At 32.0% G+C, this 26,767-nt stretch carries 27 protein-coding genes, 2 pseudogenes and 1 riboswitch; of the genes and pseudogenes, 5 read left to right on the top strand and 24 right to left on the bottom strand.

What is annotated here, in order from left to right; all coding sequences use genetic code 11:
• Positions 1-13 precede the first annotated feature (13 nt).
• Entirely contained in the window at positions 14-673 is a 660-nt protein-coding gene (cmk, locus tag NST10_RS02785) for a (d)CMP kinase (protein ID WP_000644393.1), read from the bottom strand.
• 76 nt (positions 674-749) lie between these two features.
• Between cmk and NST10_RS02780 the strand changes: the two genes are divergently transcribed.
• On the top strand, positions 750-1,718 hold the full coding sequence (locus NST10_RS02780; RefSeq protein ID WP_000681744.1) for an asparaginase: 969 nt from the start codon (positions 750-752) through the stop codon (positions 1,716-1,718).
• Positions 1,719-1,832: 114 nt separating this feature from the next.
• Here NST10_RS02780 and ypdA read toward each other — a convergent pair whose 3' ends face one another.
• The 5 genes from ypdA to NST10_RS02755 all read right to left on the bottom strand — a co-directional run bounded on the left by ypdA (position 1,833) and on the right by NST10_RS02755 (position 7,139).
• Positions 1,833-2,819: a bacillithiol disulfide reductase YpdA gene (gene ypdA / locus NST10_RS02775; RefSeq protein WP_001174260.1), complete on the bottom strand. Its 987-nt coding sequence runs from the start codon at positions 2,817-2,819 to the stop codon at positions 1,833-1,835.
• Positions 2,820-2,979: 160 nt separating this feature from the next.
• Positions 2,980-3,069 carry a hypothetical protein gene (locus NST10_RS02770; RefSeq protein WP_223200500.1) on the bottom strand — a complete coding sequence of 30 codons (90 nt, stop codon included), beginning with the start codon at positions 3,067-3,069 and terminating at the stop codon, positions 2,980-2,982.
• A 134-nt stretch (positions 3,070-3,203) separates the two neighbouring features.
• Positions 3,204-4,664 carry an elastin-binding protein EbpS gene (gene ebpS / locus NST10_RS02765; protein ID WP_000069298.1) on the bottom strand — a complete coding sequence of 487 codons (1,461 nt, stop codon included), beginning with the start codon at positions 4,662-4,664 and terminating at the stop codon, positions 3,204-3,206.
• A gap of 152 nt (positions 4,665-4,816) precedes the next feature.
• Entirely contained in the window at positions 4,817-6,196 is a 1,380-nt protein-coding gene (locus tag NST10_RS02760; protein WP_000902107.1) for an ATP-dependent DNA helicase RecQ, read from the bottom strand.
• Positions 6,186-7,139, bottom strand: a complete 954-nt coding sequence (locus NST10_RS02755; RefSeq protein ID WP_001163814.1) for a helix-turn-helix domain-containing protein — start codon at positions 7,137-7,139, stop codon at positions 6,186-6,188. Before NST10_RS02755 ends, NST10_RS02760 begins: the two co-directional genes overlap by 11 nt.
• Before the next feature lie 107 nt (positions 7,140-7,246).
• Between NST10_RS02755 and NST10_RS02750 the strand changes: the two genes are divergently transcribed.
• Positions 7,247-7,495, top strand: a complete 249-nt coding sequence (locus tag NST10_RS02750; RefSeq protein WP_001151997.1) for a ferredoxin — start codon at positions 7,247-7,249, stop codon at positions 7,493-7,495.
• Positions 7,496-7,600: 105 nt separating this feature from the next.
• Here NST10_RS02750 and NST10_RS02745 read toward each other — a convergent pair whose 3' ends face one another.
• From NST10_RS02745 to NST10_RS02690, 12 genes and pseudogenes are all read right to left on the bottom strand, one after another.
• Positions 7,601-8,146: an ECF transporter S component gene (locus NST10_RS02745; RefSeq protein ID WP_001186908.1), complete on the bottom strand. Its 546-nt coding sequence runs from the start codon at positions 8,144-8,146 to the stop codon at positions 7,601-7,603.
• Between the two features lie 61 nt (positions 8,147-8,207).
• Positions 8,208-8,342: riboswitch (FMN riboswitch) on the bottom strand.
• A 416-nt stretch (positions 8,343-8,758) separates the two neighbouring features.
• Positions 8,759-9,678, bottom strand: a pseudogene (locus NST10_RS02740) (DUF1672 domain-containing protein).
• 95 nt (positions 9,679-9,773) lie between these two features.
• Positions 9,774-9,899 (bottom strand): annotated as a pseudogene (locus NST10_RS02735) (hypothetical protein); the annotation flags it as partial.
• Positions 9,892-10,806 (bottom strand): DUF1672 domain-containing protein, encoded by a 915-nt coding sequence (locus NST10_RS02730; protein ID WP_000476887.1) that lies wholly within the window; start codon positions 10,804-10,806, stop codon positions 9,892-9,894. The gene NST10_RS02730 and the pseudogene NST10_RS02735, both read right to left, overlap by 8 nt.
• Before the next feature lie 57 nt (positions 10,807-10,863).
• On the bottom strand, positions 10,864-11,769 hold the full coding sequence (locus NST10_RS02725; protein ID WP_339211087.1) for a DUF1672 domain-containing protein: 906 nt from the start codon (positions 11,767-11,769) through the stop codon (positions 10,864-10,866).
• 89 nt (positions 11,770-11,858) lie between these two features.
• Positions 11,859-14,036 carry a hypothetical protein gene (locus NST10_RS02720; RefSeq protein WP_000723488.1) on the bottom strand — a complete coding sequence of 726 codons (2,178 nt, stop codon included), beginning with the start codon at positions 14,034-14,036 and terminating at the stop codon, positions 11,859-11,861.
• Complete coding sequence (locus NST10_RS02715) at positions 14,023-14,955, bottom strand: DUF1672 domain-containing protein (RefSeq protein ID WP_001574168.1); 933 nt, start codon at positions 14,953-14,955, stop codon at positions 14,023-14,025. Before NST10_RS02715 ends, NST10_RS02720 begins: the two co-directional genes overlap by 14 nt.
• Before the next feature lie 251 nt (positions 14,956-15,206).
• Positions 15,207-16,958, bottom strand: a complete 1,752-nt coding sequence (gene srrB / locus NST10_RS02710; RefSeq protein WP_303661318.1) for a two-component system sensor histidine kinase SrrB — start codon at positions 16,956-16,958, stop codon at positions 15,207-15,209.
• Positions 16,939-17,664 carry a two-component system response regulator SrrA gene (srrA, locus tag NST10_RS02705; RefSeq protein ID WP_000064078.1) on the bottom strand — a complete coding sequence of 242 codons (726 nt, stop codon included), beginning with the start codon at positions 17,662-17,664 and terminating at the stop codon, positions 16,939-16,941. The genes srrB and srrA overlap by 20 nt, the downstream gene beginning before the upstream one ends.
• A 132-nt stretch (positions 17,665-17,796) precedes the next feature.
• Positions 17,797-18,534, bottom strand: coding sequence for a pseudouridine synthase (locus NST10_RS02700; protein WP_000159577.1), 738 nt, complete (start codon positions 18,532-18,534; stop codon positions 17,797-17,799).
• Entirely contained in the window at positions 18,527-19,069 is a 543-nt protein-coding gene (gene scpB / locus NST10_RS02695) for an SMC-Scp complex subunit ScpB (protein WP_000368652.1), read from the bottom strand. The genes NST10_RS02700 and scpB overlap by 8 nt, the downstream gene beginning before the upstream one ends.
• Complete coding sequence (locus NST10_RS02690; RefSeq protein ID WP_000273366.1) at positions 19,062-19,793, bottom strand: segregation/condensation protein A; 732 nt, start codon at positions 19,791-19,793, stop codon at positions 19,062-19,064. The genes scpB and NST10_RS02690 overlap by 8 nt, the downstream gene beginning before the upstream one ends.
• A gap of 91 nt (positions 19,794-19,884) precedes the next feature.
• Between NST10_RS02690 and NST10_RS02685 the strand changes: the two genes are divergently transcribed.
• On the top strand, positions 19,885-20,391 hold the full coding sequence (locus NST10_RS02685) for a DUF309 domain-containing protein (RefSeq protein WP_001183424.1): 507 nt from the start codon (positions 19,885-19,887) through the stop codon (positions 20,389-20,391).
• Between the two features lie 77 nt (positions 20,392-20,468).
• Here the strand turns inward: NST10_RS02685 and xerD are convergent, their stop codons facing one another.
• The 3 genes from xerD to NST10_RS02670 all read right to left on the bottom strand — a co-directional run bounded on the left by xerD (position 20,469) and on the right by NST10_RS02670 (position 22,501).
• The gene (gene xerD / locus NST10_RS02680) at positions 20,469-21,356 is read right to left on the bottom strand and encodes a site-specific tyrosine recombinase XerD (RefSeq protein ID WP_000447733.1); all 888 of its coding nucleotides are present in this window, start codon (positions 21,354-21,356) and stop codon (positions 20,469-20,471) included.
• Positions 21,357-21,404: 48 nt separating this feature from the next.
• Positions 21,405-21,854, bottom strand: a complete 450-nt coding sequence (locus NST10_RS02675) for a Fur family transcriptional regulator (RefSeq protein WP_000392691.1) — start codon at positions 21,852-21,854, stop codon at positions 21,405-21,407.
• A 104-nt stretch (positions 21,855-21,958) separates the two neighbouring features.
• Positions 21,959-22,501 (bottom strand): NUDIX hydrolase, encoded by a 543-nt coding sequence (locus NST10_RS02670; protein WP_000365236.1) that lies wholly within the window; start codon positions 22,499-22,501, stop codon positions 21,959-21,961.
• Between the two features lie 81 nt (positions 22,502-22,582).
• On the opposite strand from NST10_RS02670, the gene NST10_RS02665 reads away from it, so the two are divergent.
• Positions 22,583-23,491, top strand: coding sequence for an aldo/keto reductase (locus tag NST10_RS02665; RefSeq protein WP_001171333.1), 909 nt, complete (start codon positions 22,583-22,585; stop codon positions 23,489-23,491).
• A 215-nt stretch (positions 23,492-23,706) separates the two neighbouring features.
• Here NST10_RS02665 and NST10_RS02660 read toward each other — a convergent pair whose 3' ends face one another.
• Positions 23,707-23,955 (bottom strand): hypothetical protein, encoded by a 249-nt coding sequence (locus NST10_RS02660; RefSeq protein ID WP_000995806.1) that lies wholly within the window; start codon positions 23,953-23,955, stop codon positions 23,707-23,709.
• A 15-nt stretch (positions 23,956-23,970) separates the two neighbouring features.
• Positions 23,971-24,726, bottom strand: a complete 756-nt coding sequence (locus NST10_RS02655) for an SDR family oxidoreductase (RefSeq protein ID WP_000678227.1) — start codon at positions 24,724-24,726, stop codon at positions 23,971-23,973.
• 141 nt (positions 24,727-24,867) lie between these two features.
• Here NST10_RS02655 and proC point away from each other — a divergent pair, with 141 nt between their 5' ends.
• Positions 24,868-25,683 (top strand): pyrroline-5-carboxylate reductase, encoded by an 816-nt coding sequence (gene proC, locus NST10_RS02650; protein WP_000779748.1) that lies wholly within the window; start codon positions 24,868-24,870, stop codon positions 25,681-25,683.
• 104 nt (positions 25,684-25,787) lie between these two features.
• Here proC and rnz read toward each other — a convergent pair whose 3' ends face one another.
• Entirely contained in the window at positions 25,788-26,708 is a 921-nt protein-coding gene (rnz, locus tag NST10_RS02645) for a ribonuclease Z (RefSeq protein ID WP_000454059.1), read from the bottom strand.
• Between the last annotated feature and the right edge of the window lie 59 nt (positions 26,709-26,767).

Genomic DNA, 26,767 nt, shown 5'->3' with positions numbered 1-26,767 from the left:
ATGACTTACTAGATTATTTAATTTGACTCACCATCGCTAAAATTTCGTCAGTAACTTCTTCAATCGTCTTGCCTGTCGTATCTAATGTCACTGCATCATCTGCTTTTCTTAATGGTGATATTTCACGGTTCATGTCATATTGATCACGTGCTTCAATATCACGTTTTAAATCTTCAAAATTTGATTCGATTCCTCTTAATTGATTATCTTTATATCTTCTTTCTGCTCGCTCTTCAACTGATGCAATCATATATACTTTTAAATCTGCATCTGGTAGCACTACAGTTCCGATATCGCGACCATCCATTACGATACCTTTTTCTGCAGCTAACTCTTTTTGTTTTTTAACGGCGAATGAACGTACTGGCTCTTTAGATGCAACGTATGAAACATGTTGCGTCACATCATTATTTCTTAAAAAGTCTGTTACATCTTCGTTATCTAAAATGACACATTGACCTTTATCTGCTTTATAAGTTAAATCTAATGTTGTTTGGTCAACTAGTTTTGCAAAGTCCTCAGTTTTGTTTAATTTTAAATATTTGTATGTTAATGCACGATACATTGCTCCTGTATCAACATAAATCATTGATAGTTCACTGGCTACACGTTTTGCAATTGTACTTTTTCCGGCAGCAGCTGGACCATCTAATGCAATATTAATGGCTTTCATGCGTCATTTCCCTTCCTTGTCGTTTTATGAATAATATTTTATCATAATTAGGTAAATGAAATATAGGAGGAAATATATGAAACATCTACTTGTTATTCATACTGGTGGCACCATTAGTATGTCACAAGACCAATCTAATAAAGTAGTAACAAATGATATTAACCCTATTTCACTGCATCAAGATGTCATAAATCAATATGCACAAATAGATGAATTAAATCCTTTTAATGTACCATCACCTCATATGACAATCCAACATGTTAAACAATTAAAGGATATTATTTTAGAAGCAGTAACAAATAAATATTATGATGGTTTCGTTATCACGCATGGTACCGATACGTTAGAAGAAACTGCCTTTTTACTTGATTTAATATTAGGTATCGAGCAACCTGTTGTTATTACTGGCGCAATGCGCTCGTCTAATGAAATTGGTTCTGACGGATTATATAATTATATTTCCGCTATTCGCGTTGCCTCTGATGAAAAGGCCCGACATAAAGGCGTGATGGTTGTATTTAATGATGAAATACATACGGCGCGTAATGTTACCAAAACACATACGTCTAATACAAACACATTTCAAAGTCCAAATCATGGTCCGCTAGGTGTATTGACAAAGGATCGTGTGCAATTCCATCATATGCCATATCGCCAACAAGCATTGGAAAATGTCAATGAGAAACTAAATGTACCATTAGTAAAAGCATATATGGGTATGCCAGGTGACATTTTTAGTTTTTATAGTCGTGAAGGTATCGATGGTATGGTTATTGAAGCGTTAGGGCAAGGCAACATGCCTCCAAGCGCATTAGAAGGCATTCAACAATTAGTATCTTTAAATATACCTATTGTGCTAGTTTCACGTTCCTTTAATGGTATTGTGAGTCCAACTTACGCATACGATGGTGGTGGTTACCAACTCGCACAACAAGGTTTTATTTTTTCTAACGGTTTGAATGGTCCAAAAGCAAGATTAAAATTATTAGTCGCGTTAAGCAATAATTTAGATAAAGCTGAAATCAAATCATATTTTGAATTATAATGATTACGTAACATAAAAAGGTCTATGTACAATAATTAGTCATCAACCTCATTTGACATATCATGAATGTCAGTCGTTGTAAAACTAAGTTATTTAGTACATAGACCTTTATTTTTATGATTCTAACGGCGTTTGTTTCTTAGCTAGCATGCTTTGAGCAATAATACCACCGTGGAATTTACCATTTTCAATAAAAATGGTATTCGCATCGTTCCCTGCAGCAATCACACCTGCAATGTAGCAATTTTCGATATTTGTTTCGTATGTTTCTTTATTATACATAGGCGCTGTTCCAAATTCATTTGTATTAATTTGAATGCCTACAGATTTTAAAAATTCATAATCGGGATGATAACCAATCATCGCAAATACATAATCATTGTGTATCGTTTTACTTTCACCATTTACTTCATAAGTCACAGTATCTTCAGTTATTTGGGTAACATTAGCATTAAATTCCATGTCAATTTTTTCATGATTTACTAATGCTGTGAAATTTGGAAGTATCCACGGTTTAATTGAAGGCGAATAATCTCCACCACGATATAGAACCGTCACGTTAGCACCAGCTTTTTCCAACTCCAAAGCAGCATCGATAGCCGAATTCTTACCACCGATAATAACAACATCTTGATCAAAATACGGATGTGCCTCTTTAAAATAATGGAACACTTTAGGTAAATCCGCACCTTCAACTTCTAATGTATTATGCTGACCATAATAGCCTGTCGCGATTGTTAAAAATCGACATTCATAAACATCTTTCGTCGTAGTAATAGTAAATTTATTATTCATTTTTTTAACAGTTAATACTTCTTCAAATGCATTTACTTTTAATTGATGATGCTTTACAACTTCTCGGTAATAAACTAGCGCTTGATTACGTCTTGGTTTACTTTCTTCAACAATAAACGGTACGTCCCCAATACTTAATTTATCACTTGATGAGAAAAATGTTTGGTGAGTAGGATAATTGTAGATTGATTCAACGACATTACCCTTTTCAATAATTAAGGTATCAATACCTTTTCTTTTTTGTTCAATAGCCGCACTTAATCCGCATGGCCCTCCACCAATTATGATACTTTCAACTTTTTGCATTGTTCCGGCCTCCTTTAATCCCAAACTATTATAACAGTTCAGTGATTGATGCGCTAAGTCTGTGCTTGAAGATTTATGATATATTTTCGACAATTTGTTTAATATGCATAGAGAATTGTTAGCTACGGAGTTGAATAACACTACAATTTAATATGTTGATTTATTTTTTATTCTTCCTCGTTAAATTTGTTGATTGTGGTGTTTTATCTTTTTGATGACTATGTAAAAAATTTAATTGATATGCCAATATTCATGTCCATACTTATTAAATAAAAAAACTGCTACATACTTATAAGCGCAATTTAAGTTTTCAATAATATTTAGAGAAACTTTATAATATGCACGTTCGTATATAGCAGTTCAGTTACAATTTATATAGTTATATTATGGAATAACGATTTGTTGACCGTTTCTAATATTGTTACCACTTAAACCATTGGCACGTCTAATTTTTTCAACATTTTCCGGTGAACCTGAACCGTAGTATTGAATTGCGATACGGTATAAGTTTTCTTGACCATTCACTGTATGTCTTTGGCCACCACCTTGACGTTGTTGTTGCTGTTGTTGATTTTGATTAGCTTGTTGTTGATTTTGATTATTTTGTGCTTGATTGTTCGCTTGATTAGCGTTGTTTTGATCATTATCAGATTCATCTTTAGTCGCTTTGTCTTGATCATCTTTTGATTTATCACTGTCTGTAGATTTTGATTTATCTTTAGAAGCGTCTTTAGATGTGTCTTTATCTTTACTTTCATCAGCATTATTTTTATTTGTATTCGCGATTTTATTTTCTTTTGTACCATTATTATGATTGTTTAATGCCATGCCTCCAAATATCGCTAATGCACCGATAATTAGTACAGCTGCAATTAATGGTAACAATACTTTGGCCATGCCACCTTTTTTACGTTCTTTATCTCTGTCATGATGGTCATGTTCATCATTGTTTTGACTTGCATTATTAGAGGCATGTGGTTTTGAAGCGGCAGAAGCACTATTACTTGCTGCGCCTCCAGCCAAACCTGCTGTTCCAGCACCGATTGCTGCACCTTTTTTACCATTATGATGTTCTTTTGACTTGTCTTCAGACGCTTTATCCTCAGTCGAGTTATTCACCTTGCCAGAATTACTTTTGTTTTGAGCGTCATTTGAATGTTTCTTAGCTTTAGAAACACCCATTGCACCAGCTGCACCTGCAACACCCGCTGTTCCAGCACCAATTGCTGCGCCTTTTTTACCACTATGATGATCTTTAGATTCATCTTTGTCTTGCTTAACAGTTACATCATCATGTTTATCTTTTGATGTATTTGCTTGGTTAGCACCTGTTGCAAAATATGGTTTAGGTTGCTGAGATTGTTCAGCTTCACTCTTATCAGAAACTGTTGAATGCTCAGTGTTATTTTCTGCTTCTTTAATAGTCTCGTGTTTATCATTGTCTTCGATTGGTTCTGGATGTGATTTATCCATTGCAAAAGCATTCTTATTATAATATCCCTCTTCATGTTGAGGTGTACTGTCTTGATGGCTAGGTTCTTGACTTTCAGTACTGTGTGATGATTCGACTTGACGATCATCTATTGTGCCAGCCTCATTTTGAACATTGTCTTCAGATGTTTGTGATTCATTGTGAACTTGTTTATTATGATTCGTTGCTAAATCACGGCGTCTTTTTCTTCTTTGGGCATTTCTTGGCGGAAACTGTTGCTCCGTATTCTCTATTGTATCCTGATGTTCTAATTCTGATTGGTCTTTTTCAACATCTTCCGTATGGTCTTGATGTGAATTTGTGTCTATCGATTGACGATTTTTTTCAAAGTCATCTTTAAAATTATTAGACATAGCCATCTTCCTTTCTATTCTATTACAATGATTTTACATAAAATATACCCACATGACATATGTTTATGTATATTTTTCAAAATTATTTCAATCATTTTTCAATTGTGTATACACTAATTATAGCTTGTCAATTTTCTTTTAGTAAAGTAATACTATCTGAGAAATAAATTTTGCAACTTTTCATCAAATCCAATACTTCTAATTACCTTCTTCTTATTTAAAATTGCGATATCAGTTATATTAGAATCATTGTCACAACATCGATCTTGTGCCGGTGGATATTCACCGAAAAATTCTAATAAATACTTCCGTCTACATTGATCCAATTTGCAATAGCCAATCATACGAAAGAATCCTAATTGCTTTCGTTTAAATGATTTCTTAAATACCTGTTTCAAGGCGCCGATACTATAGAATGAATGCAACGTTGTCAAAACGTCTTGTTTATCGGGTGCTAAAAATTCTCCTATTTCGAAATTTTGTACATCTTCTTCTGTTATCATATCTGCAAATAATAACGTTTCTAAAATATATTTATCGTCCGGTTGAAATAAACTAATTGCCTGACTTAGTTCACCATCGCGACCCGCACGTCCAATTTCTTGAATGTAGTTAGAAGGACTTGTTGAAAGATGAAAGTGAATGATTGTGCGAATATCTTTTTTATTAATTCCCATACCAAAAGCACTCGTTGCGACTATAATCGGAATATCATTATTTAAAAATTGTTGTTGAACTGTGTGTCGCTCTTGATAATTCATATCACCATGATAAATGCCAGTAAGAAAACCTGAATCATAAATAAGTTGCGCTAAATTCAGACACATCTTTTTCGATGAGACATAAATAATCGTTGGTCCCGACTGTTGTAGAAACGGCAGCAACCACTCAATTTTATCTTCATCATCATGAAAATTAAGATGCTTAAAGCTTATGTTTGGGCGATTCATTGTAGTTTTAATAACGTTGAATTGAATCTCTAGCATTTCCGTCAAATCATCTTGCAAATGCGGTGGTGCAGTTGCTGTCAATGCTAAGACAACCGCTTCTTTAAAATGCTTTGTTACTTTTCCAATTAGAGCATAATGTGGTCTGAAATCATATCCCCATTCAGATAGACAATGTGCTTCATCTAGAACAATCATGCCAAAGTCTATCATAGATATTAATTTAAAATTTGACGGCTGCAGGAGAAATTCTGGACTTAGAAAGATGAAGCGGCTATGTCGTAAACATTTAATATTATGCTTTTTCTCAATTTCATCCATACCAGAGTGAATACATGTTACACGTTTTTCTCCATTTATTTTCAACTGCATAACTTGGTCATCCATTAAAGATATTAACGGTGAGATAATTAATGTCGGCTTACCTGATAAATACGTAGGTATTTGATAACACAAACTCTTTCCACTTCCAGTTGGAAGAATACCTAGAGTGTGTTGTTGAGACATTATACTTTCTATAATTTCCTGTTGTCCCGGTTTAAAATTCTCGAAGCCAAATTTGTTTCGTAAAATATCATGCAACATTCAGATCACCTCTTTCAAAACCAACGATTAATACTTTTAATTGAAAATATGATAACGTGTCAAATTGTTCTTTGTAAAATTTTAATCGTTCACCACGATGTTGTTGATAAAAATTCAAAAATTGCAGTTGATCTTCTTGTTCAACATAATCATCGTAATTAGACATATAACCTTTGATTAAGATTTCAAGTACATGATCTTCGATAGTATTGATTTTAACTTGTTGTTGAGCCGCTATATCTTCTATCGTGAATTGTTCAAGCAATCTTGTATAAGTAATATAGGTTTGATTTAATAATGTAGGTTTCATTATTATTTTTGATAAAATAGTATATTCTCCACTTTCTAATTCAAACATCATTGTCACTAAATTATTCATTTCGAATTCAAACAATTGCTGTTGAGATAGTTTTTCTATTAAACTAACTTGCTGTCTCGTATACATTGGTTCATCATAGCCTTGCAAATAATAATGTAAGTAACATGGCCCTTTTAAAGTTATTGCTTTAAACAAGTTATGTAGTTCATTTTCAAAGTCAATTTGTAATTGGTTTTCTTTAATATAGTTATAGACAATTTTTACAGTTTCTTGTATCTTATTATTTTGAGAGATTGGTACGAAACGAAAATCTTGCTGCATAGTATTAGACATGGTTTGCACTAATAGTTGAATTGCTTGAAATGTTTGCCCCATACTTTCAAATGTATATCTAGGATGCAACATGATTTCCATTTCAGCATTAAATTCAGTTATATTTTCTAAAAATAGCTCAAAAGACGGATATTTTAATAGTGGTAAACTGTGATATAATGACAACTGTTGTTGACTACAAGCGTCAAAAAAGGTTTGGTGAGATTTCTTACCAACTAAGATATTGTAAATACTTTTATTTGTTTTATAGTTAAATGTTTGTTGTAATGCTGTTTTTATAATGTGTTGCAAGTTTAACCCTCACTCTGTAAAACGGATAATTTGAAAATAAAAATGATGCTGTCTAAAATTTTAGTCACATTACTATTTTAGCATTTTTATCAAAGGAGGCGAAGACATTGGCAAAATATACAATCGTTGATATGGATACTTGTATTGCATGTGGTGCATGCGGTGCAGCAGCGCCAGATATATATGATTACGACGACGAAGGTATTGCTTTCGTAATCCTTGACGATAACCAAGGTACCGCAGAAGTACCTGAGGAATTATATGAAGATATGGAAGATGCAATTGATGGATGCCCTACAGATTCTATTAAAATTGCAGACGAATCATTTGATGGGGACGCTTTAAAATTTGAATAATTGATTTTTTAGACAAATGTTTCATAGAAAAAGCAGGCAAGCTATCGTTTATTGATAGTCACCTGCTTTTTATTATTATGTGTATATTATTTTGCTTTAATTTGATTAAATTCTTTTCAAGAAATTCGCAAGCCTTCTATATAGTAAAATAAATACAATAGAAATGACGATACCTTTAATAATATTGAATGGTATAATTCCTGAAACAATGATTACTTTAAGATTATTTGCGATATCAGCTAAGTTAAATATCATACCGTATAAAGGTAATAGAACGAAATAGTTCAAGATACTCAACACAATAGTCATAACGATTGTTGCAATGATTAATCCAGTAATCAAAGATTTTGTTGAACGTTTATTTTTATAGATGGCGTAAGCAGTTAATAAGAAACTTGCGCCTGCTAAAAAGTTAGCAAATGGTCCAACTGGATCGCCCATACTAAATAAGTAGTTCAATAAATTTTTAACCAGTGCAACTATGATACCGGCAACTGGTCCAAACGTAAATGTAGCTAGTAGTGACGGTACATCACTAAAATCTAAAGTTAAGTATGGTGGCAAAAATGGTATAGGAAACTTGATAAAAGTTAATACAAACGCAATCGCGCTCAACATACTTATTGTGATAAGACGTTTATTTTGTTGCATATTCAATTTTCTCCTTCCATTCATCTCGTAAGAATAGGAGGATTATTGCACAACAAAAAACCTCCATCTTCTCCCATCCAGACTATACTGTCGGCTCTAGAATCTCACTAGATCAGCCACTAATATGATACATACTAGCAGGTCGCAGGCTTTATTTACTGCCGGTTGGGAATTACACCCGACCCCGAAGATGAATTTTACATTATTAAATTTAATTCTCATTAATTTTATACTATATATCACAAAACCTCAATAACTATGCTTTAATTAGATCATAGTTACGTAATTGGAGAATGTTTCATTGGTGATTTGCGAGCATTGTTTGGGTAGTTTTGATTGGTTTGTGGTTTTGTCTGTTGTTGGGATGGTTTTTTTGATTCTATCACTCAATTGGGTCAAAATCGTCATAAAATGGAAAGCAAATTATAAGAATCTAGTAGGTTAAAAAGTTTTGTATCAGCACTTCCATATATATTATTATTTAAATCGCCAGAAGTTATACTTAAAACCTTCTACTTATTTGCCTTCACAACAATAGTAGAATTGTCTTTCAATACTTAATCTAGCCAATATACACTAATCTCCGCTAAATATTCATCATTTATTTTATTCTTAGTCAAACACACCATATTCTGAAGTGCTTTTACCGTTATAATTTGGTTTAACTGTATTTATTTTATTGTCCGAAAATTTTATACTAAGATCTATACCGTTTGGTATCTCTTTTTCTTTTTTTATTTCTTCTGCCATTTTTATTACATTTTCACTGTTACTTTTTTTAGTATAGTTCTTTTTTTACTAAATAGAGTAGTAGTTACCGAAAGTTTAGACTTATCTTTTAATTGCTTCTTAACATTTGACAATTCTTTTGAAAATTCACTGTCACTTTTGTTTAATAATGGTTCAAAATAGTCTCTATACTCAGTTAAATTATACGGTATAGTCGTAATATAAAAATATTCATTTTCATATCCACTATTTTGTGTCTTGTTAATTGCCTCTTTTGTAAATCCTGTATATTGATATTTCTTTTCATTATCTTTGAAAAATTTATATAAATTGTCATACTTTTCTTTTTGTGCTCGATATTCAAAGCCACTCAACACTGTACCAACTAAAGTACTCATATCATCGCCTTTGTCCTCACTTCTTAATGAGCTATTACTGTCAATAATTGATTTGTCAAATGGAATACTCGCATTAAATACGATGTCGTGGTCATCACAATGCACGAATACTTCTACACCGTCGCCACTACCTACAACATTGGTAGCTTTAACTTTTAGACCGAAGTTATCCATAAAAAATTGTTCACCACGTTTAGCTATTTTATCTTTATGCTTCTTCGCAAATTCAATCGCATCTTTTTCTGCAGGTGGTTGAAAGCCTTGTCCTTCATATTTGGAAGCTTCCATTTCTTCTGGTACAGATTTTGTTTCTGTATTCGTGTCTTTACTTGATTCATTTTCCATCGCGGAACATCCTGATAGTAGTATCGTTGCCATTAAGATTAATTTTGCCTTTTTAAGCATATCTCATCACCTATTTATGCGCTTTTAAAAGTTTCATTTTGTAAATAATTATACTCTCTTAATTTATTTGCGTCTTATAGTTTCTCTCTATATAAATCTTCAAATACATCTGCCTGCTTAAATCGTTTTTCGTTAACTGTAAAGTCATTATCTTTATTGATGTCTTGATAAACCCTATAACTACTCAATTCTGTTAAATCTCTATCATTAATTTTATTCATCTTCAAATGCTCCAAATGACACTACTTTCTTGTCATCAAAACGAGCTTTTTTTGTGCCAATTAGTTTATTTCCCAATTGAGTAGTTATAGTATTCTTGATTGGCATATCTTTTGTTTTTTCAATTTTCTCAGATAAGTCTATTACATTATTTATCTTTTCTTTTCTATTCCTTTCATCATTCGTACTAAACAACGTTGCTACAGTATTTGTATTAGCAGTATAATTTAGCTCTTTTCTTGCTCGTTCCATTCCTTCTTTAAGTTCTTTATCATTTTTATGAATCAATGGTTCATAATACTTTCGATATTCTTTTAAATTTCTTGATAAATATGTGATATAAAAATATTCATTTTGATACCCGACGTTTTGTGTCTTGTTAATTGCCTCTTTTGTAAAGCCTGTATATTGATATTTCTTTTCATTTTCTTTGAAAAATTTATATAAATTATCATACTTTTCTTTTTGCGCTCGATATTCAAAGCCACTCAGCACTATACCCACCATCATACTCATATCATCACCGTTGTCATTACTACGCATTGAACCTTTTTGATGGATGGCGTCTTTGTACAAAGGTAGACTTGCATTAAATACAATGCCATGATCTTCACAATGCACATAAACTTCTACACCATCATCTTTACCTACAACATTGGTAGCTTTAACTTTTAGTCCAAAGTTATCTTTAAAGAATTGTTCACCTACTTTTTCAAATTCTTTACGATGCTTCTTCGCAAATTCAATCGCATCTTTTTCTGCAGGTGGTTGGAAGCCTTGTCCTACATATTTGGAAGCTTCCATTTCTTCTGGTACTGATTTTGTTTCATTGTTGGATTCGTTATTGGTAGTTGAACATCCTGATAGCAGTAGTGTTGCTATTAAGATTAGTTTAGTTCTTTTAAACATAGCTCATCACCCATTTATGTGTTTGTTTAGAATATAGAGAAATTAGCTGATTTCAAGTCATTCGACCTCAATCCTTATAGACTCATTATCACTGTAATTAACTCGATTAGTACTAATAGTAGATTTTGCTAGTTGTAAAAATATTTCCGTATTTTCAAAATTAAGGTGTAACTTTTTCGTACTTTCAGACAAATCTATAACATCATCTAATTTTTTGTCCTTTGAAAAGTTACTACTTTTCGAAAACAATGTAGTATGTACTTCTATTTCAGCTTTATAGCCTACTCCTTTCCTTGCTTCTTTCATACCTTTTTTAAAATTCAGATTATTCTTCTTTATTAGGGGTTCGTAATATTTTCTATATTCTTGGAGCGTCGGTATATTTGCAACTATATAAAAATATTCATTTTCATAGCCATTATTTTGTGTCTTGTTAATTGCCTTTTTTGTAAATCCTGTATATTGATATTTCTTTTCATTATCTTTGAAAAATTTATATAAATTGTCATACTTTTCTTTTTGTGCTCGATATTCAAAGCCACTCAACACTGTACCTACTAAAGTACTCATATCATCGCCTTTATCCTCACTTCTTAATGAGCTATCACTCTCTATTATCGATTTGTCAAATGGAATACTCGCATTAAATACGATATCGTGGTCATCACAATGCACGTATACTTCTACGCCGTCGCCACTACCTACAACATTCGTAGCTTTAACTTTTAGACTGAAGTTATCCATAAAAAATTGTTCGCCTCGTTTGGCAATTTTGTCTTTATGCTTTTTCGCAAATTCAATCGCATCTTTTTCTGCAGGTGGTTGGAAGCCTTGTCCTACATATTTTGAAGCTTCCATTTCTTCTGGTACAGATTTTGTTTCTTTATTAGATTCGTTATTGGTAGTTGAACATCCTGATAGCAGTAGCGTTGCTATTAAGATTAATTTTGCCTTTTTAAGCATATTTCATCACCTATTTATGTGTTTGTAAAACTTTTATGTTTGAAAAAGCTACTTATTCTCAATGAAAACAAGTAGCTTTTAATAAATAATTAGTATACTGCTAGTTTTTCTAATTGTTCTTTAACTTGAATTAAGTTTGAACGAATTAACGAAGCAGATTGATCCATTGTTTGAATAGCTTGCCCTTCATTTTCGTTCAAGCCATTACAAACAACTTCAAACTGTTGTGCCATTTGATCAAGACGTGCATGAGCTTGAGTGTTTAAAATAAACATATCATCATAATGAGATGGTTCAAAAATTTGATTAACAATTAATGGCTTCATATTTCTAACAATGTCATCTAAGTGATTTTCTAAAATTGGTGAAGCTGTTTTTAAGTTATTTAAAAATTCATCTAAATTTTTAAGTTTACTTTTTAAAACTTCAAGGTTTTTATCAATTTCGTCGACATTTATTCCCATAGCCTTTATCTTTATTTTCATTGTTACTTTGTATATTAAACTGCTTATTTCATAAATATGTCTCACAGCTGTTTCTACCGAATGTATAACTTCAAGAATGTAGTTTAATACTGGTTCAAAATAATTATTGTAAGCTTCTTGAACATAATCACTAATTTTGTTAACTGCATTATCAATATGGTTTTTTAAAATTGTCATTTTTCTAGTTAAATAATTAGAAGATTGTACTTGACCCGAAATCATATGTTCACCGCTATAATTAATAGATAAGTTTCCATCCATTACCGTTGCATCTTGATGAGACATTATATTTTTAATATCGGTTATCTGCTCTCCATATACATCATTTTGTTTTTTTACAAAATTTATATTATTATTCACAACATTTAAATGCTTCATCATTTCCTCTGTCACGCCATCTTCAAAATCATGATCTAAATTTTTAAACATTTCTTTAATTACGTTATCCAATGAATCATGTAAACTTTCTATGCCACGTTGTAATTTTTTATCTAAATCTTCAAGCATTTCTTCAATAGTATTTAATTCAAAAATAAGGACTGCAACTGATGAAAATATGAAAGCAATTCCAACAAGATTTTTTTTGACATTATCAATTGCGCTAAATGCATCCTTTTTCAAAGAAGTTAATTCTCTACTCATTCCTTCAAGGATATCAACTTCGACAATCTTTTTAAAATCTTGTTTAAGTTTATGTTTTCTTTCTCCAAAATTAGCATTTTCAACCTGTGAAATATTATAGCTCTCATTCAAATAATTTACACAATCGGTTAACATATTACTTGTTTCACCAGTTACCAAATTACTTAATGCACTAAGATTTTCTAGATTTAATTTTATAGGAGTCCCTTTACCCGTTCTCGCTATTGAATCTCCTGTCCACACATTAATTGGAATTCTATCATCCATATTTATATCGATTTCAATAGTTTTTTTGACTTTTTTACCATTTTTAATCATAGTATCTTTAACTGATTTAATTTTATAAACTGCTAAATCCTTATAAGTATTATATCTTGGATTTAATTTTCTTTTATAACCTAAATGACTATTTACTAATCCATCCATCGTTGGCACACCAGTTTCTAAATTCACTCGTTTTCCTAGTGTCGGAGTGGCAAATGGATCCTGCAGCCAAGATAAAATATCAAACTTACTATGATAATTAATCATATTTTCAAAGTTTTGAGATTTGAAATTTTCCCATATTGACTTTGGTAACATGGCAGGGTTTGTAGAAACTATATTTTTATTCGGGTTAATCATCCCTTGGTGGTTAGCACTTGCTCCCCCTTGAGAATTGCCTCCATCAGACTTAATAGTTTTGTTTTTATACGTAGACGGATTTTTCTTATATTTCCTTAAAAAATCAGAGCTTTTAAGTGTATCTGCATCTTTTAGTTTCTGTTCATACGATTTAATATAAGCATTATTTTGTTCTAATAAAGAAGTTGACTTATTTTTATCATTCATTAACTTTATATTTTCAATCCAATCATCAGCAACCTTCCCACGAAAAGGATTGTTGCTTCCGATACTCTTATTATTATTTGTACCTTGGAAGATAATAGCTTGTTGTCCTGTTAATTCATTATTGCTATTTACCAATTCAAAAACTTTTGCATCTGTACCACCAAAACTTTTAGAATTAGGATTGTCTGAATAATCTTCAATTAGTCTATATTTATTATTATTTACTCTAATTACATATCTTTTGTCCAAATCTTGATATGCCCAGTATCCACTTAATTCTGCTAAATCTCTATCATTAATTTTTTTCATGATTAAATACTCCTACTTCTATTGAATCTTTCTTACTGTAACTAGGTCTTGCTGAATTTATATATTTATCAGTAATTTGAAGAGAAACATTCAAATCATGAGGAATATTCTTTTTCTTTTTTAGTACTTCAGAAAAATCAATCATCTCGTCTATTGTATTATCTTTAGTGTAATTGTCTTTAGTGCTAAATAAAGTTGTAACAACATATGGACGAGATTTATCTTTAAGTTGTTTTTTTGAGTTTTTCATACCATCACTAAAAGTCTTATCATCCTCTTTGATTAAGGGTTGAAAATACTTTTTATATTCATCTAAAGTATATGGAATTGCAGTCAAATAATAATATTCATTTCTAAAACCACTATTCTGCGTTTTCATAATTGCATTTTCTGTATAACCAGTATATTTATATTTACTTTTATATTCTTTCAAAACTTCTGTTAAACTATCCAACTCTTGCTTATGAGCTCTATATTCAAAGCCGCTCAACACTGTACCTACTAAAGTACTCATATCATCGCCTTTATCCTCACTTCTTAATGAGCTATCACTCTCTATTATCGATTTGTCAAATGGAATACTCGCATTAAATACGATGTCGTGGTCATCACAATGCACGAATACTTCTACACCGTCGCCACTACCTACAACATTGGTAGCTTTAACTTTTAAACCGAAGTTATCCATAAAAAATTGTTCGCCTCGTTTGGCAATTTTATCTTTATGCTTCTTCGCAAATTCAATCGCATCTTTTTCTGCAGGCGGTTGGAAGCCTTGTCCTACATATTTTGAAGCTTCCATTTCTTCTGGTACTGATTTTGTTTCTGTATTCGTGTCTTTACTTGATTCATTTTCCATCGTGGAACATCCCCCTAAAATTAATGTCGTAGCTAAAACTGATCCAATGAATTTTTTCATATGACACCTCGAATAATTTAATTATTACAATACATCTATATTTTACCCTATTTTTATAATCAAATAAATAACTTTATCAAACTTTATATTTTTATATAAATTAGTAATATATTTAATAGTTGATATTCGCAAAAACCCTAAACCCTAAATCCTAATCCACATACAAAACTCCCCACATCAATAAAAAAACGCATGCTATAAATTAGAGTCTCTAATCAATAACATGCGTTCTGAAATAACTATATTCAATTTTATTCTGGTTTTGGTAGTTTAATAATAAATGTTGTGCCTTTCCCTAATTCGCTTTTAACATCTATGGAACCACCATGCTCTTCGATAATCATTTTACAAATGAACAAACCTAAACCGGTACCTTGTTTACCTCGCGTTCTCGCTGCATCAACTTTATAAAAACGATCAAATACTTGTTGTAAATGTTCTGGTGCAATGCCTGTACCTGTATCTTTAATGTATAAAATATCTTCGCTTTCATTTTCATCACAAGTAATTGCAATTTCATCACCAGGTTTCGTATAACGTGATGCATTATCAATTAAGTTCGTTAGTACTTGGTCCATGCGATCCATATCATAAGTCCAAACACGCTTCTCACAATAATTAAAAGTCATATTTAGACCTAAATCATCAGCCTGTTGACGATACTTAATTTTCATCTTATCTAGTAACGCTGCAATAGGCTGAACTTCTTTATTTACGGATAACCCTTCAGCATCCATGCGAGCGACATTTAACAATTCATTAACTAAACGATTTAAACGTTTCGATTCATCAAGGACAATGGCAAGCGATTCTTTTATTTCATCCGGTTCTGTAACAATACCATCTACAATTGATTCAGTATAACCTTGAAGTAATGATATCGGTGTACGTAATTCATGTGATACATTAGCAATGAAATCTTTCTTCATTTGATCTAGATTGTGCTCATTAGTCATATCACGAACTGTCACAACAACACCACTTTTACCTCCTTGTTCAATCTTGTCGATATAGCTTGTGGTCACAACAAAGAATCGTGTATTCATTTCTAAATCACGCATTTCCGTTTGTTTTGATTTAAAAGTATCTTCAATTTGTCTTAATAAGAAAGCTTTAGCATCTTCATCAATATTGTCCATAATATCATTCGCCATCTTATTCGATAAGATAATTTGTCGACTCTCATTAATACCTAGGACACCTTCTACCATAGAGTTAATTAAGCTGTCTCTAATATTTTTAGATGTGGATAATGCGTCGACATGCTCTTCGATTTCTGTACTCATCTGATTAAATGCCTGTGATAATTGACCAATTTCATCTTTCGTTGTGACAGAAGGTTTATAAGAGTAATCCCCTTCAGATACACGTGTAGCTTGGTCTCTTAAACGTCTTAAAGGTTTTGTAATTCTTGACGATAAGAAAAACGCAAAGACTGTTGTAATTGTTAAGAAAATAACAGCCGTAATTATAGTGATAATCGTAATAGCATTATTTGTATCTTCGATTGATTTCAAGTCTTTATATATAAAGACTCCACTATATTTGCTATGACTATTCTTCTGTGCTTTTGTTGGATAGCCTAACAAAATATATGTTTGAGATGAGCCCTTTTCTTTAATCGTTACATTTCGAGTAACAGATTTACCTTTATCAAACACATCGTCAAAATGGTCGTTGTTGACTACTTCATTCAACATTTGCTTTTTAATATTAGAAAGCGAAGCCGTTGATTGACGATGTTTATTATTTATAATCATCAACCCACCAGGATTTTCAATTAATGTTTGACTATATTTTATTGCTTCTTCTTTATTATGTGATTGTTCGACCAGTGAACTTATACGTCTAGCATCTTCTCTTATGGCATTTTCAGTTTCTTGTGTGAAATAGTATTGCATAAAGGTAATTAAAGCAATACTTAATAAAATTAAAACTGTCGTCACTATTAAAATAATAGTTAACCACAGTTTAATTACGACACTATTTAGCCGGCTCATCATTAGATTTAACCTCAAATTTATACCCAACGCCCCAGACTGTTTGAATCATATGCGCAGCTTCGCTAGACACACGATTTAACTTTTCTCTAAGTCGTTTAACATGAGTATCAACTGTTCTTAAATCACCATAGAATTCATAATGCCAAACTTCTTTTAATAATTGTTCACGGTCAAATACTTTATTTGGTGTTTTAGCTAAATATATTAATAATTCGTACTCTTTAGGAGTCAAATTAACTTCTTGATTATCAGCAAGTACGCGATGTGCATCATTATCTATTTCTAAATGTTTAAATTCAATCACATCACGTGCGTGAGGTTCGCTTTGTTCTACAGTTGTAGATTGCGTTCTTCTTAGAAGTGCTTTAACTCTTAAGACTACTTCTCTTGGTGAAAATGGTTTGACGATATAATCATCTGCACCAGACTCAAAACCTTCAACACGGTTTGTTTCTTCACCTTTAGCAGTCAACATAATAATCGGTGTTTGTTTATGTTCACGCAATTTAGTTGCCACCTGGATACCATCCATTTCAGGCAACATTAAATCTAGTAGTATGCAAGCATAATTATTCTCCATTGCAAGTTCATAAGCCTCTTGGCCATTACTTGCCTCATGGATTTCAAAAGATTCTCTTTCTAAATACATTTTAAGTAACCTTCTGATTCTATCCTCATCATCTACGATAAGTATTTCGTTCGACATACAGGTCATACCTCCCACACATGCTTTTCTTTACAAAAGTATTATATCACAGGAAAGCGCATACAGTTATTAAAAACCTAAAATTTTGTGAAAAAATTCTCAAACTTTGTGATAAATACATATTTTATTTAATTATTTCCCATGTTCTGCTAAATGACGCATCACTTTTACTTCATGAGGCGTCAATACACGTCCTTCACCAGCATTCAAACCGACAACATTTAAAGGCCCATATTCAATACGAGACAGTTTCGTCACTTGATGACCAAAATGTTCGAACATTCTTCTGACTTGACGATTACGACCTTCTGTTATTGTAATTTCAACCAATGTTGTGTTTTTATCTTTATCTTGTTTCTTAACTTTCACTTCAGCCGGTTGCGTCATACCATCTTCTAATTCAATACCTTTTTCTAGCGCTTTCACTTCTTCTCTCATTAAGTAACCTTTTAATTTTGCTACATATTTCTTCTTAATTTGATATCTTGGATGTGTCATTAAATTAGTAAATTCACCATCATTTGTAAGTAATAACAATCCAGAAGTATCATAGTCTAAACGACCAACAGGATAAATACGCGCTTCTATATCTTTAAAGTAATCTGTAACCACTGTACGTCCTCTATCATCAGATACACTTGTTATCACTTGAGTTGGTTTATGGAATAAAATGTAAATTTTGTCTTCTAGCTCTATTTTAATACCTTCAACTTCAATCGTATCTGATGGCTTCACTTTTGTTCCTAATTCAGTGACAGTCGTACCATTCACTTTCACTTTTCCTTCAGAAATTAAAGTTTCTGCTTTACGTCTTGAAGTATAACCGCTATTAGCTATACGTTTTTGTAATCGTTCTAATTCTTTAGTCATTATTTTCTCCTTTTTGATTGACTAGATTACTGAAAAAAGCATCCATTTCTTCATCGTCTTCTTCAGTTGTCGGCAAATCTTCTATATTGGAAATACCAAATACATTTAAAAATAAATCAGTAGTAATTAATTGTTGGCTACGCTGTTCATTGACCACTTTAGCCTCAACTAGTCCTTTGGCAATCAATGTCTTGACCGCACCATCTGAATTGATACTACGAATTAATTCAATATCACTTCTTGATAATGGTTGGTTATAAGCAATAATTGATAGTACTTCCATTGCTGCTTGTGATAATTTCATTTGTGACTTTTGTTCAATTAATTGTTCAATATACATTGACGCTTCTTTTTTAGTCGTTAAAACATACGTCGTTCCAAATCGTTGTATTATTAATCCATGTGATGAATAATTTTCAATTAATTCTACGAGTTGGTCTTTCGATATATCCAAAATTTCTAATAGCTGTTTTTCATCTAAACCTTCATCGCCAGCTGTAAATAATAGCGACTCTAATATACCATGATTATCCAAAATGGTAGTTCACTCCTCTAATAATGTTAATATCTTCAAAATTACGTTGTTGCTCAATATTAATTATTCCTGCTTTTGACATCTCTAAAATAGCTAAAAAGTGAGTGACTACTTGTTCAATTGGCTCAGAAAACGTAAACAGACTAAAGAAGTTAAAATGATCTTTATCTTTCAATCTCGATGTCACTTGTTCTGTAGCTTGTTGAATGGTAAATGTCTCTTTTCGGATTTCAACAGATTTAGGTGTATTTAACTCAACTCTATTTTTAACTCTTTGATAAGCTACAATTAATTCAGTTAAGTCAATCGTATGATTTGGATCCCAAGATTCATCTGTTTCCAAATGAGATAACTCTGTCGGTCTTTTTGTAAAATAAAAATCTCTTTCTTCTTTCATGTCATTTAAAATAGCAGTATATTCTTTATAATTTTGATATTCTATTAAACGCCCAACTAAATCTTCCCGTGGGTCATCATCAACATCTATATCTGATGTTGATTGTGGTAATAGCATCTTACTTTTAATCATTAAGAGTTCTGACGCTAATACTAGGTATTCACTTGCAATATTAATTTCAAGCTGTTTCATTGCATGAACGTACTGCATATACTGCTCTGTTAATGCTTGCATAGGAATATCATAAATATCTATTTCAAATTTTTGGATAAGATGCAGTAATAAATCTAATGGTCCATTGAAAGCATCTAATTTAACTTCATACATAATATCTACCTCGTATTGCGTCATATGTGCATAATTCTCTAAAATATTATAGCATGAAAATAACTTACTTTTAAATTGGGGTGATAACAAAATGCAACAGGCACTGATAAATTTCTATTATCAATTTCATACTAAGCAACATTATTTCCTATGTCATGACATTTTAGAAGATGCATGGAAAGCTGAAAATAACTACAGTAAGCAAGATGCAGTTGTTAGTTTAATCTTGTTTGCAACTGCTTGTTACCATTATCGCCGCAATAATTTAAAAGGCGCCTATAAGTCTTTTAATAAATCTAAAGAAATAATACAAAATGCTAAAGATAGAGATGCGTTATACCTTAATTTAAATGATTATCAGTTGTTAATTGAGAAACAGATTGCAAAATTGAATGCAGCAAAGCCTTTTTCATCTGTTATATTACCAATAACTCCAGACTTTGAGCGCATCATCAAGGCCAACTATCCAGATTATGATTATAATCACGAAACAGCAACAGATCCTTTTATTGTAGACCATCACATGCGGCGTGATCGTTCAGAAGTGATTGCAGCAAAAGAAGAAGCGATTCAATTAAGAAAACATAGACGTAATTAATCAACCATAACTCAAAAGCCACAATAGCACAGACATTTTTAGTCATGTGTATTGTGACTTTTGAGTTATGGTTCACTTTATGCTCTAGGATGAAATTGGTTATACATTTTTCTAATTTGAGATTTTGAAACATGTGTATAGAGTTGGGTAGTAGATATGTCAGAGTGACCTAACATCTCTTGCACTGCTCTTAAATCTGCGCCATTTTCCAATAAATGTGTCGCAAAAGAATGGCGCAACGTATGTGGCGTTAGCGTCTTTTTAATGTTTGCCTTTACACCATTTTGTTTAATCATTTTCCATATTGCTTGTCGTGATAAAGGTTTACCATGCATATTTAAAAATAAGACTTCAGTAACAGTCTTTTTTAAAAGTTGCGGTCTAATCGTTTCAATATAAGTAGTTAAGTACTCAATGACTGCGTCGCCTAATGGCACAATTCTTTCTTTATCGCCTTTACCAAATACGCGTACAAACCCCATTATTAAGTTCACGTTCTCTAGCTCTAAATGTATCAATTCAGATACACGCATTCCCGTTGCGTACAGAAGTTCTAACATCGTACGATCACGATAACCATTAATTTTATTTAAATCCGGCGTTTCTAATAAAGCCAACACTTCGTCAACATTTAAAACGTCAGGCAATTTTTTGTCATATTTTGGTGAATCTAATAATACCGTTGGATCTTTCGCCGCATATTTTTCTCTTATAGCAAATTGATGAAAACTACGGATTGTTGAAATAAATCGCGCAATGGATTTAGCAGATTGCCCTTGGTCTATTAAATGCCCCAAACACTCTTGAATTAATTGTCGATCTATAAAATCAATATGCGAGATATGATGTTCAGTCATATAATCTTGATACTTTTTCAAATCACGTCTATAAGCACCAATTGTGTTAGAACTTAGTCCTTTTTCAATTTGTATAAAACGCAAATATTCTTCAATAATTGTTTCCATAACCACACCTCTAAAAAAAGCGAAGGTTAATTTAACCTACGCAATTTACTATCCTTTACCTTTAGCTTGGCACGTTTCACACACACCATGGAAAGTTAAACGATGATCTAAAATTTTAAAATTGAACTCATTTTCAACTCGATTTTCAACTTCTGGTAACAAATCTTCATCGATTTCATCTACACGACCACATTCCATACATACTAAATGATGGTGGAAATGTTTTGCGCCTTCTTTTCTTAAATCAAAACGAGCGACGCCATCACCAAAGTTAATTTTGTCGACAACTTTTAGTTCAGCTAACAACTCTAACGTTCTGTATACTGTCGCCAAGCCAATTTCAGGCGCTTTGTCTTTTACTTTCAGATATACGTCTTCAGCACTTAGATGATCTTTTTCATTTTCAATTAGAACTCTAACAGTAGCTTCGCGTTGTGGCGTTAGCTTATATGATGATTGTTGTAATTGTTGCTTAACGCGATTTAATCGTTCTTCCAACGATGTCCACTCCCCTACTAATAATTAAAATCATTACAAATTATTTCAAACTTCACAATTAAAACTAACAGTTTTCTCAATAAAATGCAAGCTTTTCTCATTTGTTATTTAGAATGATTATAATTTAATAATAGGTGTTGCAATGCAATGATAGTCTTCGCATCTTCTATTTCTTTATTCATTAGCATCGATTTAACATTCTCAATCGGAACTTTAATGACTTCGACAAATTCATCTTCATCTAAGTGAACTGTGCCTTCTTCTACATTATCCGTAAAATATATTGATAATTGTTCATCACAAAAACCTGGTGAACCATACATATCTACAACATGTGTTAACTCTTTGGCAATATATCCTGTTTCTTCTTCTAATTCACGCTTAGCCGCTTCGACTCTATCTTCATCATCTTCTAATTTACCAGCTGGAATTTCTAACAATGGTTTTTCTACTGGTTTACGATACTGTTTCACTAATACGACTTCTTTTTTAGGTGTCAATGCACAAACAGCAACTGCACCATTATGATAAACTAATTCTCTTGTTGACGTTTCACCGTTTGGTAATGTCACTGTATGAATTTCTACATCTACAATTTTGCCATTATAAATAACTGTTCGATCAATTGTTTTTTCATTTAAATCCATTATAATCACGTTCCTTTAAATTCATATTATATATTGATACACTATGCTTGTTAGCTAAAGTGTATCGAAAGGAGAACAGACATGCAAAAAAATATATTAAAAAGTGGTATTGCATTATCTGAATTAGGTCTAGGTTGCATGAGTTTAGGTACAGATTTAAAAAAAGCCGAACAAATTATAGATTGTGCTGTTGAAAATGGTATCACTTATTTTGATACAGCAGACATGTACGATAAAGGTATAAATGAATCAGTTGTTGGTAAGGCACTTTTTAAATATCAACAACGCGATGATATTGTCATTGGTACAAAAGTAGGCAATCGTTTAACAAAAGATGGCAGTACAACATGGGATCCGAGTAAATCCTATATTAAAGAGGCGGTTAAAGGTTCACTAAAGCGTTTAGGTATTGATCATATCGATTTATATCAACTTCATGGCGGAACCATTGATGATCCATTAGACGAAACAATAAGCGCATTTGATGAATTGAAACAAGAAGGAATTATACGTGCTTACGGTATTTCTTCTATTCGCCCAAATGTAATTGATTATTATTTAAAACATAGTCAAATCGAAACGATAATGTCTCAATTCAATTTGATTGATAATCGTCCAGAATCATTATTAGATGCAATTCACAACGATGATGTTAAAGTATTGGCAAGAGGACCTGTGTCTAAAGGATTATTAACTTCAAACAGTGTTAATGTGCTCGACAATAAATTTAAAGATGGTATTTTTGATTATTCTCATGATGAATTGGGTGAAACAATAGCCTCTATTAAAGAAATTGAAAGTAATTTATCTGCATTGACATTTAGTTATTTAACATCACATGACGTGCTTGGTTCCATCATTGTAGGTGCAAGTAGCGTCGACCAATTAAAAGAAAATATTGAAAACTATCATACTAAAGTTAGTTTAGATCAGATTAAAACAGCAAGAGCTCGTGTAAAGGATTTGGAATATACCAATCATTTAGTGTAGAAGTCATTTTCAGTAATAAAAACAGCAGTATGAGGCGTTTCATTATAAAAATGCCTTACTGCTGTTGTTTATGTAAAATTCGCTATAATTTATGATTAAGATTGCTCACTTATAATAGTAATTAAAGAGTTGTCCTTACGCATCAGTATTTAGTAATTCCGCCCTGCGGCAGTGCCTTAAGCAAACTTCTGCCACTTCATCTTTTAATAATTTTATTAAAACATCTTTCTATATTTCACTTCGCATGTTAATTCATCATTATTAGTTATTACTTGTACACCCAACACATTTCCTTGCAACACAAGTAGTTTGAATTTTTCACAAGTATAATATAATGTACTGTCTGAAATTTGGTCTACAGAAATATCGCTTAAAATATCCAGCACTGTAAATTCTTCAAATACTGATAGTTGTTCCGCATATCGTACACAAAGTCTTACCACACTCTCCGATTGACAGTTCATTGCCATCCCACCTATTTATGCTTTATTTTTAAATAATTTAGGGAAACATCGTTCAAAAAATCTAGGCGCAATTTGATACATTTTCAACGCATGATGCATCCATTTAGGCCGATTAATTTCCAATTGTTTTGTTTTAATGCCATAAATGATATCTTCTGCAAGCTGATTAGCATCAAGCATAATTTTCCCCATCTTTTTAGCATACTTCATTGATGGGTCGGCTTTTTGATGAAAAGGTGTATCAATCGGGCCAACATTAACTGTCATGATATGTAAGTTTGGTGACTCTAGTCTTAAAGCATTCATTAATGCATAAAACCCTGCTTTCGATGCCCCATAATGTGCAGCATTTGCTTGTGTAGAAAATGCAGCTTGACTTGAAATACCTACAATATGTGCGTTAGATGTTAAATATGGTCTCAACACAGTATATAAAACATTAAAACTAATTAAATTAAGCTGATACGTTTCGATCATTTCTGAAAAACTATGGTCTGAAATAGATTTGAAATAACCTAAACCTGCACTATAAATGAATCCATCGAATAATGTATTGTCTTCAAATTGCAGTGCCTGTATCGACTTCAAATCATTTAAGTCACAAGGAATAACATTTATAGTTTTCCCCAATTCCTGGTCAAAGATTCTAGTTGCTTTATCAACATCACGCACCAACAACGTTACATGCACTTTATTTTCTAGTAACTTTCGGACAATCGATAAACCTAAACCACTCGTACCACCAGTCACTATAAAATGTTGTCCTTTCATCAATTAACCTTCCTTTTCCATTATATAGAATGCAATTTATCAACTTTACATAATTGAGACAAGTTGATTATCTTTCCTAATATATATACAATAATAAGAAAATATAACATACAAATCAAAAACTAAAGGGATGTGACGTTAATGAAACTCGTATTTTATGGAGCTGGTAATATGGCACAAGCTATATTTACAGGAATTATTAACTCAAGCAACTTAGATGCCAATGATATATATTTAACAAATAAATCTAATGAACAAGCTTTAAAAGCATTCGCTGAAAAACTAGGTGTTAACTATAGTTATGATGATGCGACATTATTAAAAGATGCAGATTATGTATTTTTAGGTACCAAACCACATGACTTTGATGCTCTAGCAACACGCATCAAACCACATATTACAAAAGACAATTGCTTCATTTCAATTATGGCAGGTATTCCGATTGATTATATTAAACAGCAATTAGAATGCCAAAATCCAGTTGCTAGAATTATGCCAAACACAAATGCGCAAGTTGGACACTCAGTTACTGGCATTAGTTTTTCAAACAACTTTGACCCTAAATCTAAAGATGAAATTAACGATTTAGTTAAAGCATTTGGTTCAGTAATTGAAGTATCAGAGGATCATTTACATCAAGTAACAGCTATCACCGGAAGCGGCCCAGCATTTTTATATCATGTATTCGAGCAATACGTTAAAGCTGGTACGAAACTTGGACTAGAAAAAGAACAAGTTGAAGAATCTATACGCAACCTTATTATAGGTACAAGTAAGATGATTGAACGTTCAGATTTGAGCATGGCTCAATTAAGAAAAAATATTACCTCTAAAGGTGGTACGACACAAGCTGGCCTTGATACATTGTCACAATATGATTTAGTATCTATTTTCGAAGATTGTCTAAATGCTGCCGTCGACCGTAGTATTGAACTTTCTAATATAGAAGACCAATAAAAACAAACCCGCCAACACATGTATGCATCATCGCAAGCACTGTGTTTGACGGGTTATTTTTATAAATTTTTACTATTTGGCAAGCATTGTTTATTACTTTGTCATTAGATTTTAAAACTATCAAAATCTTTCACAAAATTAAAATTCGGCGTATCTTCATTTTGTATCAATGTTTGATAAATTTCATTTATATCTTCTGTATTATAGCGATTGCTCAAATGTGTAATCAACGTACGTTTAACATTGGCTTCTTTTATCAATGCAAATACGTCTTCAATATGGCTATGATGATAATTGTTGGCTAAATGCTTTTCACCATCTATATAGGTCGCTTCATGTACCATCACATCAGCATCTCTAGAAATCACACGTTCATTAGAACATGGTTTTGTATCACCAAAAATTGCTACAATTGGACCCTGTTTGGACTCACCTCTAAAATCTTTTGATTGATAAACTTGACCATTATGTTCAAATGTATCATGAGATTTTACTTCTTGATATTTAGGACCTGGTTCAAGACCAATGTTTTTTAACGCTTCAACATTGATTGTACCTGTAGTTTCAGGTGCCATTACTCTATATCCATATGATGGAATACCATGATTAAGTAAATGCGCCTCTACAGTAAAACCATCATGATGATATGTTAGATGATCATCGATTTCAATATATGTAATTGGATAGTTTAAATGTGACTCTGATAAATTCATAGACATTTCCACATATGCTTTAATTCCTTTTGGTCCAACTAATGTAAGCGGCTTTTGTTCACCGCCCTGAAAAGAACGACTAGAAAGTAATCCTGGCAAACCAAAAATATGATCGCCATGCATATGAGTAATAAATATATGTGTCACTTTTCCTAATTTAATTGCATGATGTAAAATTTGGTGCTGTGTACCTTCACCAACGTCGAAAAGCCATATGGAATTGGAATATGGTTCTAAATTTAAGGCGATTGCTTGTGTATTTCTCTCTTTTGTAGGCAAACCTGCACTCGTTCCAAAAAATGTAACTTCCATATATGCCCCTCCTTTTCTTCAATTCATTTTATCATAAAATTTGTATCAATTTAGTTTTA

Origin of the sequence: Staphylococcus sp. FSL W8-0305 (genome assembly GCF_037966415.1) — a bacterium.
In the GTDB taxonomy this organism is placed as follows: Bacteria; Bacillota; Bacilli; order Staphylococcales; family Staphylococcaceae; genus Staphylococcus; species Staphylococcus aureus.
This window is presented reverse-complemented; position numbering and strand designations above follow the sequence as displayed.

Bases quoted from the DNA above. Each gene is read 5' to 3' on its own strand.
- cmk (WP_000644393.1), bottom strand. From the start codon at position 673: ATGAAAGCCATTAATATTGCATTAGATGGTCCAGCTGCTGCCGGAAAA.
- NST10_RS02780 (WP_000681744.1), top strand. From the start codon at position 750: ATGAAACATCTACTTGTTATTCATACTGGTGGCACCATTAGTATGTCA.
- ypdA (WP_001174260.1), bottom strand. From the start codon at position 2,819: ATGCAAAAAGTTGAAAGTATCATAATTGGTGGAGGGCCATGCGGATTA.
- ebpS (WP_000069298.1), bottom strand. From the start codon at position 4,664: ATGTCTAATAATTTTAAAGATGACTTTGAAAAAAATCGTCAATCGATA.
- NST10_RS02760 (WP_000902107.1), bottom strand. From the start codon at position 6,196: ATGTTGCATGATATTTTACGAAACAAATTTGGCTTCGAGAATTTTAAA.
- NST10_RS02745 (WP_001186908.1), bottom strand. From the start codon at position 8,146: ATGCAACAAAATAAACGTCTTATCACAATAAGTATGTTGAGCGCGATT.
- NST10_RS02730 (WP_000476887.1), bottom strand. From the start codon at position 10,806: ATGTTTAAAAGAACTAAACTAATCTTAATAGCAACACTACTGCTATCA.
- NST10_RS02725 (WP_339211087.1), bottom strand. From the start codon at position 11,769: ATGCTTAAAAAGGCAAAATTAATCTTAATAGCAACGCTACTGCTATCA.
- NST10_RS02720 (WP_000723488.1), bottom strand. From the start codon at position 14,036: ATGAAAAAAATTAATGATAGAGATTTAGCAGAATTAAGTGGATACTGG.
- NST10_RS02715 (WP_001574168.1), bottom strand. From the start codon at position 14,955: ATGAAAAAATTCATTGGATCAGTTTTAGCTACGACATTAATTTTAGGG.
- srrB (WP_303661318.1), bottom strand. From the start codon at position 16,958: ATGATGAGCCGGCTAAATAGTGTCGTAATTAAACTGTGGTTAACTATT.
- srrA (WP_000064078.1), bottom strand. From the start codon at position 17,664: ATGTCGAACGAAATACTTATCGTAGATGATGAGGATAGAATCAGAAGG.
- NST10_RS02700 (WP_000159577.1), bottom strand. From the start codon at position 18,534: ATGACTAAAGAATTAGAACGATTACAAAAACGTATAGCTAATAGCGGT.
- NST10_RS02690 (WP_000273366.1), bottom strand. From the start codon at position 19,793: ATGTATGAAGTTAAATTAGATGCTTTCAATGGACCATTAGATTTATTA.
- NST10_RS02685 (WP_001183424.1), top strand. From the start codon at position 19,885: ATGCAACAGGCACTGATAAATTTCTATTATCAATTTCATACTAAGCAA.
- xerD (WP_000447733.1), bottom strand. From the start codon at position 21,356: ATGGAAACAATTATTGAAGAATATTTGCGTTTTATACAAATTGAAAAA.
- NST10_RS02670 (WP_000365236.1), bottom strand. From the start codon at position 22,501: ATGGATTTAAATGAAAAAACAATTGATCGAACAGTTATTTATAATGGC.
- NST10_RS02665 (WP_001171333.1), top strand. From the start codon at position 22,583: ATGCAAAAAAATATATTAAAAAGTGGTATTGCATTATCTGAATTAGGT.
- NST10_RS02660 (WP_000995806.1), bottom strand. From the start codon at position 23,955: ATGAACTGTCAATCGGAGAGTGTGGTAAGACTTTGTGTACGATATGCG.
- NST10_RS02655 (WP_000678227.1), bottom strand. From the start codon at position 24,726: ATGAAAGGACAACATTTTATAGTGACTGGTGGTACGAGTGGTTTAGGT.
- proC (WP_000779748.1), top strand. From the start codon at position 24,868: ATGAAACTCGTATTTTATGGAGCTGGTAATATGGCACAAGCTATATTT.
- rnz (WP_000454059.1), bottom strand. From the start codon at position 26,708: ATGGAAGTTACATTTTTTGGAACGAGTGCAGGTTTGCCTACAAAAGAG.